Raw genomic sequence first — 7,488 nt, forward strand, 5'->3', positions numbered from 1 at the left:
TTTCTGGTGCGTACCGGGCTGAGAGGCGGTGTAAGTGAACTGTAGTTGCCATGTTTTACGGCAATGAGAGCAGAGATAGCGCTGATGTCCGGCAGTGCTTTTGCCGTTACGCACCACGCCTTCAGTAGCGGAGCAGGAAGGACATCTGATGGAAATGGAAGCCACGCAAGCACCTTAAAATCACCATCATACACTAAATCAGTAAGTTGGCAGCATTACCCTAAAATTGAAATTATAAAAATAAATAATGAATTAGCAGGAGCATCAACAGTAATATCTTAATCTCTGGTCGATTTATGTAAAACCGACCAGTATTATCGATAAATTATCGTCTGACTTATTTTGCTTCGATAAAGCTTACACCGCAGCCACAATCTTAATTTCAACTTTATACTTCGGGTTCATCAGCCCCGCTTGCACCGTGCAGCGCACCGGCGCATGACCCGCCACAACCCAGGCATCCCACGCTTTATTCATCGCCGCGAAGTCGTTTTTATCAGCCAGGAAAATGGTGGCATCCAGAATGCTCGATTTATTGCTGCCCTGTTTTTCCAGCACGGCGTCAATCTGCACCAGCGTGTTGGCGGTTTGCTCAAAAGCATCGGCGTCGAGGTTTTCCGGTACACCAGTGTAGTAGAGCGTGTTGTTGTGGATTACTACATCAGACCAGCGGGCTTCAGCATCGATACGAACGATAGTCATCATTTTGTCCTCATTATACTTCCATTTTCGTGCTGCAAAGACTGCCACAATGTGAGGTTGCCGTCACCACTTCAACTGGCGAAAGCGCCCTCATCCTGACATAATCCCTGTTCAAATCAACAGGGGGTAGTGTGACGGACGATTTTGCACCAGACGGTCAGCTGGCGAAAGCGATACCAGGCTTTAAGCCGCGAGAACCACAGCGACAGATGGCGGTAGCCGTCACCCAGGCGATAGAAAAAGGCCAGCCGCTGGTGGTGGAAGCAGGAACCGGTACGGGCAAAACCTACGCTTACCTGGCTCCTGCGCTGCGGGCGAAAAAGAAAGTCATTATCTCGACCGGCTCAAAAGCGTTGCAGGATCAGCTCTACAGCCGCGATTTGCCAACAGTCTCAAAGGCATTGAAATATACGGGCAACGTGGCGCTGCTGAAAGGGCGCTCAAACTACCTCTGCCTCGAACGTCTCGAACAGCAGGCGCTGGCGGGGGGCGATCTGCCGGTACAAATCTTAAGCGATGTGATCCTGCTGCGCTCCTGGTCTAATCAAACAGTCGATGGTGATATCAGCACCTGCGTCAGCGTGGCGGAAGATTCACAGGCGTGGCCGCTGGTTACCAGCACCAACGACAACTGTCTTGGCAGCGACTGCCCGATGTATAAAGATTGCTTTGTGGTCAAAGCACGTAAAAAAGCGATGGACGCCGATGTGGTGGTGGTAAACCATCATCTCTTTCTGGCGGATATGGTGGTTAAAGAGAGTGGATTTGGCGAACTGATCCCGGAAGCGGACGTCATGATCTTCGACGAAGCCCACCAGCTACCGGACATTGCCAGCCAGTATTTTGGTCAGTCACTCTCCAGTCGACAACTGCTCGACCTGGCAAAAGACATCACCATCGCCTACCGCACCGAATTAAAAGACACCCAGCAGTTACAAAAGTGCGCTGATCGTCTTGCCCAGAGTGCGCAGGATTTTCGTCTGCAACTCGGTGAGCTAGGTTATCGCGGTAACCTGCGTGAGCTGTTAGCTAATCCGCAAATTCAGCGGGCATTTTTACTGCTCGATGACACCCTGGAACTTTGTTATGACGTGGCGAAACTGTCACTGGGGCGTTCCGCCTTGCTGGATGCGGCATTTGAGCGCGCTACGTTGTATCGCACACGGCTGAAGCGGCTAAAAGAGATCAATCAGCCGGGCTACAGCTACTGGTACGAATGCACTTCGCGCCATTTTACTCTGGCTCTCACGCCGCTCAGCGTGGCGGATAAATTCAAAGAGTTAATGGCGCAAAAGCCTGGTAGCTGGATCTTCACCTCAGCAACGCTGTCGGTGAACGACGATCTGCATCATTTCACCTCGCGGCTTGGGATAGAACAGGCGGAGTCGTTGCTATTGCCAAGCCCGTTTGATTACAGCCGCCAGGCGTTACTCTGTGTGCCGCGCAATCTGCCGCAAACCAACCAGCCAGGTTCTGCTCGCCAGTTAGCGGCAATGCTGCGACCGATCATCGAAGCTAACAACGGTCGTTGTTTTATGCTTTGTACCTCGCACGCCATGATGCGTGATCTGGCCGAGCAGTTCCGCGCTACCATGACGCTTCCCGTTTTGTTGCAGGGGGAAACCAGCAAAGGGCAACTGTTGCAGCAATTTGTCAGCGCCGGTAACGCGCTTCTTGTGGCAACCAGTAGTTTCTGGGAAGGGGTGGACGTGCGTGGCGATACATTGTCATTGGTGATTATCGACAAGTTGCCGTTTACCTCACCGGATGACCCGCTGTTAAAAGCGCGCATGGAAGATTGCCGTTTGCGCGGTGGCGACCCGTTCGATGAAGTACAACTGCCGGATGCGGTGATTACTCTCAAGCAGGGGGTAGGGCGACTGATTCGCGACGCCGACGATCGCGGGGTTTTGGTGATTTGTGACAATCGGCTGGTGATGCGCCCTTACGGCGCGACGTTTCTCGCCAGTCTGCCGCCCGCGCCGCGCACCCGTGACATTGCCCGTGCGGTTCGTTTCCTTGCGATACCATCCTCCAGGTAATTTGTTACGGAGTATGGTATGATGCGCGCCTTTTTATTGATCTAAGCACGAAGACCCATGCGAATTCTGGCTATCGATACCGCGACAGAGGCCTGCTCTGTCGCCCTGTGGAACGACGGTACTGTCAACGCTCATTTTGAGCTTTGCCCTCGTGAACATACTCAACGAATCTTACCGATGGTGCAGGATATCCTGACCACCAGCGGAACTTCCCTGACTGATATTAACGCTCTGGCTTACGGGCGCGGCCCCGGTAGCTTTACCGGCGTGCGCATTGGTATTGGCATTGCGCAAGGGCTGGCACTTGGCGCAGAGCTGCCGATGATTGGCGTCTCCACGCTAATGACAATGGCGCAAGGGGCGTGGCGCAAAAACGGCGCAACCCGCGTGCTGGCTGCCATTGATGCGCGGATGGGCGAAGTTTACTGGGCCGAATATCAGCGTGATGAAAACGGTATCTGGCGCGGTGAAGAAACCGAAGCCGTACTCAAACCCGAACTCGTTCATGAACGAATGCAACAGCTTTCCGGCGAATGGGTAACGGTAGGGACGGGCTGGCAAGCCTGGCCGGATCTCGGTAAAGAGAGCGGGCTGGTTTTGCGCGACGGAGAAGTTTTACTGCCAGCGACGGAAGATATGCTGCCGATTGCGTGTCAGATATTTGCCGAGGGTAAAACGGTGGCGGTGGAACATGCCGAACCGGTTTATTTACGTAACAACGTCGCATGGAAGAAACTTCCGGGCAAAGAATGAATCTTAAGAGTATGCCCTGAGAAAAAAAGGAGTCGCATCATGGCGGTTCAAAAGAATGTTATCAAAGGCATACTGGCAGGTACGTTTGCGCTAATGCTGAGCGGTTGTGTCACTGTGCCGGACGCCATTAAAGGCAGCAGTCCCACGCCGCAACAAGATTTAGTTCGGGTGATGAGTGCGCCGCAGCTGTACGTTGGTCAGGAGGCACGCTTTGGTGGCAAAGTGGTTGCGGTACAAAACCAGCAAGGGAAAACCCGCCTGGAAATTGCTACCGTACCGCTGGACAGCGGAGCCAGACCGACGCTGGGAGAACCTTCTCGCGGTCGCATTTATGCCGATGTGAACGGTTTTCTGGACCCGGTGGATTTCCGTGGACAACTGGTTACGGTAGTCGGGCCAATCACTGGTGCGGTTGACGGCAAAATCGGCAATACGCCCTATAAATTTATGGTGATACAAGTAACGGGTTACAAACGTTGGCATTTAACCCAGCAGGTGATTATGCCGGCTCAGCCGATTGAGCCATGGTTTTATGGCGGTCGTGGCTGGCCCTATGGCTACGGCGGATGGGGCTGGTATAATCCCGGTCCCGCGAGAGTACAAACAGTTGTAACTGAATAATTGCTTGTTTTTAAAGAAAAAGAAACAGCGGCTGGTCCGCTGTTTCTGCATTCTTACGGTAAAGATAAAAATAAATAGTGACGCGCTTCGCAACCTTTTCGTTGGGTAATTATCAAGCTGGTATGATGAGTTAATATTATGTTAATGGCATGTATATCATTTGGGGTTGCGATGACGACGAACACGCATTTTAGAGGTGAAGAATTGAAGAAGGTTTGGCTTAACCGTTATCCCGCGGACGTTCCGACGGAGATCAACCCTGACCGTTATCAATCTCTGGTAGATATGTTTGAGCAGTCGGTCGCGCGCTACGCCGATCAGCCTGCGTTTGTGAATATGGGGGAGGTGATGACCTTCCGCAAGCTGGAAGAACGCAGTCGCGCGTTTGCCGCTTATTTGCAACAAGGGTTGGGGCTGAAGAAAGGCGATCGCGTTGCGTTGATGATGCCTAATTTATTGCAATATCCGGTGGCGCTGTTTGGCATTTTGCGTGCCGGGATGATCGTCGTAAACGTTAACCCGTTGTATACCCCGCGTGAGCTTGAGCGTCAGCTTAACGATAGCGGCGCATCGGCGATTGTTATCGTGTCTAACTTTGCTCACACACTGGAAAAAGTGGTTGATAAAACCGCCGTTCAGCACGTAATTCTGACCCGTATGGGCGATCAGCTATCTACGGCAAAAGGCACGGTAGTCAATTTCGTTGTTAAATACATCAAGCGTTTGGTGCCGAAATACCATCTGCCAGATGCCATTTCATTTCGTAGCGCACTGCATAACGGCTACCGGATGCAGTACGTCAAACCCGAACTGGTGCCGGAAGATTTAGCCTTCCTGCAATACACCGGCGGCACCACAGGTGTGGCGAAAGGCGCGATGCTGACTCACCGCAATATGCTGGCGAACCTGGAACAGGTCAACGCCACCTATGGGCCGTTGCTGCATCCAGGTAAAGAACTGGTAGTAACGGCACTGCCGCTGTATCACATTTTTGCCCTGACCATTAACTGCCTGCTGTTTATCGAACTGGGTGGGCAGAACCTGCTTATCACTAACCCGCGTGATATTCCAGGGTTGGTAAAAGAGTTAGCGAAATATCCGTTTACCGCTATCACTGGCGTTAACACCTTGTTCAATGCGTTGCTGAACAATAAAGAGTTCCAGCAGCTGGATTTCTCCAGTCTGCATCTTTCCGCAGGCGGTGGGATGCCAGTGCAGCAAGTGGTGGCAGAGCGTTGGGTGAAACTGACCGGACAGTATCTGCTGGAAGGCTATGGCCTTACCGAGTGTGCGCCGCTGGTCAGCGTTAACCCATATGATATTGATTATCATAGTGGTAGCATCGGTTTGCCGGTGCCGTCGACGGAAGCCAAACTGGTGGATGATGATGGTAATGAAGTACCACCAGGTCAACCGGGTGAGCTTTGTGTCAAAGGACCGCAGGTGATGCTGGGTTACTGGCAGCGTCCCGATGCTACCGATGAAATCATCAAAAATGGCTGGTTACACACCGGCGACATCGCGGTAATGGATGAAGAAGGATTCCTGCGCATTGTCGATCGTAAAAAAGACATGATTCTGGTTTCCGGTTTTAACGTCTATCCCAACGAGATTGAAGATGTCGTCATGCAGCATCCTGGCGTACAGGAAGTCGCGGCTGTTGGCGTACCTTCCGGCTCCAGTGGTGAAGCGGTGAAAATCTTCGTAGTGAAAAAAGATCCATCGCTTACCGAAGAGTCACTGGTGACTTTTTGCCGCCGTCAGCTCACGGGATACAAAGTACCTAAGCTGGTGGAGTTTCGTGATGAGTTACCGAAATCTAACGTCGGAAAAATTTTGCGACGAGAATTACGTGACGAAGCGCGCGGCAAAGTGGACAATAAAGCCTGAGCGTTAAGTCAGTCGTCAGACGCCGGTTAATCCGGCGTTTTTTTTGACGCCCACTAAAGAGAAAACAATTTGAGTTACCAAATGATTACCACGGACGATGCGCTGGCTTCTTTGTGTGAAGCCGTCCGTGCCTTTCCGGCGATAGCCCTGGATACTGAATTTGTTCGTACGCGCACTTATTACCCGCAGCTGGGGTTGATTCAACTTTTCGATGGCGAGCATCTGGCGCTAATTGATCCTCTCGGGATCACCGACTGGTCACCGCTGAAAGCGATCCTGCGCGATCCGGCCATCACAAAATTTCTCCATGCAGGCAGTGAAGATCTGGAAGTGTTCCTCAATGTCTTTGGCGAATTACCACAACCCTTGATTGACACGCAAATCCTTTCTGCCTTCTGCGGACGCCCGATGTCATGGGGTTTCGCTTCCATGGTGGAAGAGTATTCCGGCGTTACGCTGGACAAGAGTGAATCGCGCACCGACTGGCTGGCCAGACCGCTGACCGAACGTCAGTGTGAATACGCAGCGGCGGATGTCTGGTATCTGTTACCGATCACCGCCAAGCTTATGGTAGAAACGGAGGCCTCCGGCTGGCTACCTGCGGCGCTGGATGAATGCCGCCTGATGCAAATGCGTCGTCAGGAAGTCGTTGCGCCGGAAGATGCCTGGCGTGATATCACCAATGCCTGGCAGTTACGCACACGCCAACTGGCCTGTCTGCAACTGTTAGCCGACTGGCGACTGCGCAAGGCGCGAGAGCGTGATCTGGCGGTGAACTTTGTCGTGCGTGAAGAGCATTTGTGGTCGGTCGCGCGTTATATGCCGGGAAGTTTAGGCGAACTGGACAGCCTGGGTTTATCCGGTAGCGAAATCCGCTTTCACGGTAAAACGCTGCTGACGCTGGTGGAAAAAGCGCAGACATTGCCGGAAGAGGCCTTACCGCAGCCGATGCTTAACCTGATGGACATGCCTGGTTATCGTAAAGCGTTTAAAGCGATTAAGTCGCTGATTACTGACGTGAGCGAAACGCATAAGATCAGCGCCGAATTGCTGGCATCGCGTCGGCAAATCAACCAACTGCTGAACTGGCACTGGAAACTGAAACCGCAGAACAATTTGCCGGAGCTGATTTCCGGCTGGCGTGGTGAGCTGATGGCGGAAGCATTACACAATTTATTGCAGGAATATCCGCAGTAAAATCTTCCGAAGCCGGACTGGGCGCGCTCAGCGCCACATCCGGCTTTGGCAAACTACAAATCCAACACCAGGCGTTTACCCTTCGCACGCGAACAACAGATCAACATACTTTGCTGGCTGGCACGCTCTTCATCGCTAAAATACTGATCCCGATGGTCAGCTTCACCTTCCAGTATTGCTGTTTCGTAAGCGTGCAGCAAGAACCGTATTGACGGGGATGTGTTATTCAGTCGGCAGTGCTACGCGCCAGGGGAGCAGTTCGCCGACCCGGTTTATCGGCCAG

The 7,488-nt window shown here is 52.5% G+C and carries 7 protein-coding genes and 1 pseudogene; 5 read left to right on the forward strand and 3 right to left on the reverse strand.

Going from position 1 to position 7,488, the window contains the following annotated elements; genetic code table 11:
* Both BGK49_RS25695 and BGK49_RS06560 read right to left on the reverse strand, forming a co-directional pair.
* The coding region (locus BGK49_RS25695) for an IS1 family transposase (protein WP_047664789.1) at nucleotides 1-165 on the reverse strand (165 nt) is incomplete at its 3' end.
* 192 nt (nucleotides 166-357) lie between these two features.
* Nucleotides 358-702, reverse strand: a complete 345-nt coding sequence (locus BGK49_RS06560; RefSeq protein ID WP_005042226.1) for a RidA family protein — start codon at nucleotides 700-702, stop codon at nucleotides 358-360.
* Between the two features lie 131 nt (nucleotides 703-833).
* Here BGK49_RS06560 and BGK49_RS06565 point away from each other — a divergent pair, with 131 nt between their 5' ends.
* The 5 genes from BGK49_RS06565 to rnd all read left to right on the forward strand — a co-directional run bounded on the left by BGK49_RS06565 (nucleotide 834) and on the right by rnd (nucleotide 7,205).
* Nucleotides 834-2,744 carry an ATP-dependent DNA helicase gene (locus BGK49_RS06565; protein ID WP_000128834.1) on the forward strand — a complete coding sequence of 637 codons (1,911 nt, stop codon included), beginning with the start codon at nucleotides 834-836 and terminating at the stop codon, nucleotides 2,742-2,744.
* Between the two features lie 57 nt (nucleotides 2,745-2,801).
* Nucleotides 2,802-3,497, forward strand: coding sequence for a tRNA (adenosine(37)-N6)-threonylcarbamoyltransferase complex dimerization subunit type 1 TsaB (tsaB, locus tag BGK49_RS06570; protein ID WP_001220988.1), 696 nt, complete (start codon nucleotides 2,802-2,804; stop codon nucleotides 3,495-3,497).
* Between the two features lie 39 nt (nucleotides 3,498-3,536).
* The gene (gene yeaY, locus BGK49_RS06575; RefSeq protein ID WP_069375711.1) at nucleotides 3,537-4,118 is read left to right on the forward strand and encodes a Slp family lipoprotein YeaY; all 582 of its coding nucleotides are present in this window, start codon (nucleotides 3,537-3,539) and stop codon (nucleotides 4,116-4,118) included.
* A 204-nt stretch (nucleotides 4,119-4,322) separates the two neighbouring features.
* Nucleotides 4,323-6,008, forward strand: a complete 1,686-nt coding sequence (gene fadD / locus BGK49_RS06580) for a long-chain-fatty-acid--CoA ligase FadD (RefSeq protein WP_077901195.1) — start codon at nucleotides 4,323-4,325, stop codon at nucleotides 6,006-6,008.
* A gap of 81 nt (nucleotides 6,009-6,089) precedes the next feature.
* On the forward strand, nucleotides 6,090-7,205 hold the full coding sequence (gene rnd / locus BGK49_RS06585) for a ribonuclease D (protein WP_005030798.1): 1,116 nt from the start codon (nucleotides 6,090-6,092) through the stop codon (nucleotides 7,203-7,205).
* 53 nt (nucleotides 7,206-7,258) lie between these two features.
* Here the strand turns inward: rnd and BGK49_RS06590 are convergent.
* Nucleotides 7,259-7,390, reverse strand: a pseudogene (locus BGK49_RS06590) (oxidoreductase); the annotation flags it as partial.
* Between the last annotated feature and the right edge of the window lie 98 nt (nucleotides 7,391-7,488).

This window comes from Shigella sp. FC1544 (genome assembly GCF_001722145.1).
In the GTDB taxonomy this organism is placed as follows: Bacteria; Pseudomonadota; Gammaproteobacteria; order Enterobacterales; family Enterobacteriaceae; genus Escherichia; species Escherichia coli.

Bases quoted from the DNA above. Each gene is read 5' to 3' on its own strand.
- yeaY (WP_069375711.1), top strand. From the start codon at position 3,537: ATGGCGGTTCAAAAGAATGTTATCAAAGGCATACTGGCAGGTACGTTT.
- BGK49_RS06560 (WP_005042226.1), bottom strand. From the start codon at position 702: ATGACTATCGTTCGTATCGATGCTGAAGCCCGCTGGTCTGATGTAGTA.
- rnd (WP_005030798.1), top strand. From the start codon at position 6,090: ATGATTACCACGGACGATGCGCTGGCTTCTTTGTGTGAAGCCGTCCGT.
- tsaB (WP_001220988.1), top strand. From the start codon at position 2,802: ATGCGAATTCTGGCTATCGATACCGCGACAGAGGCCTGCTCTGTCGCC.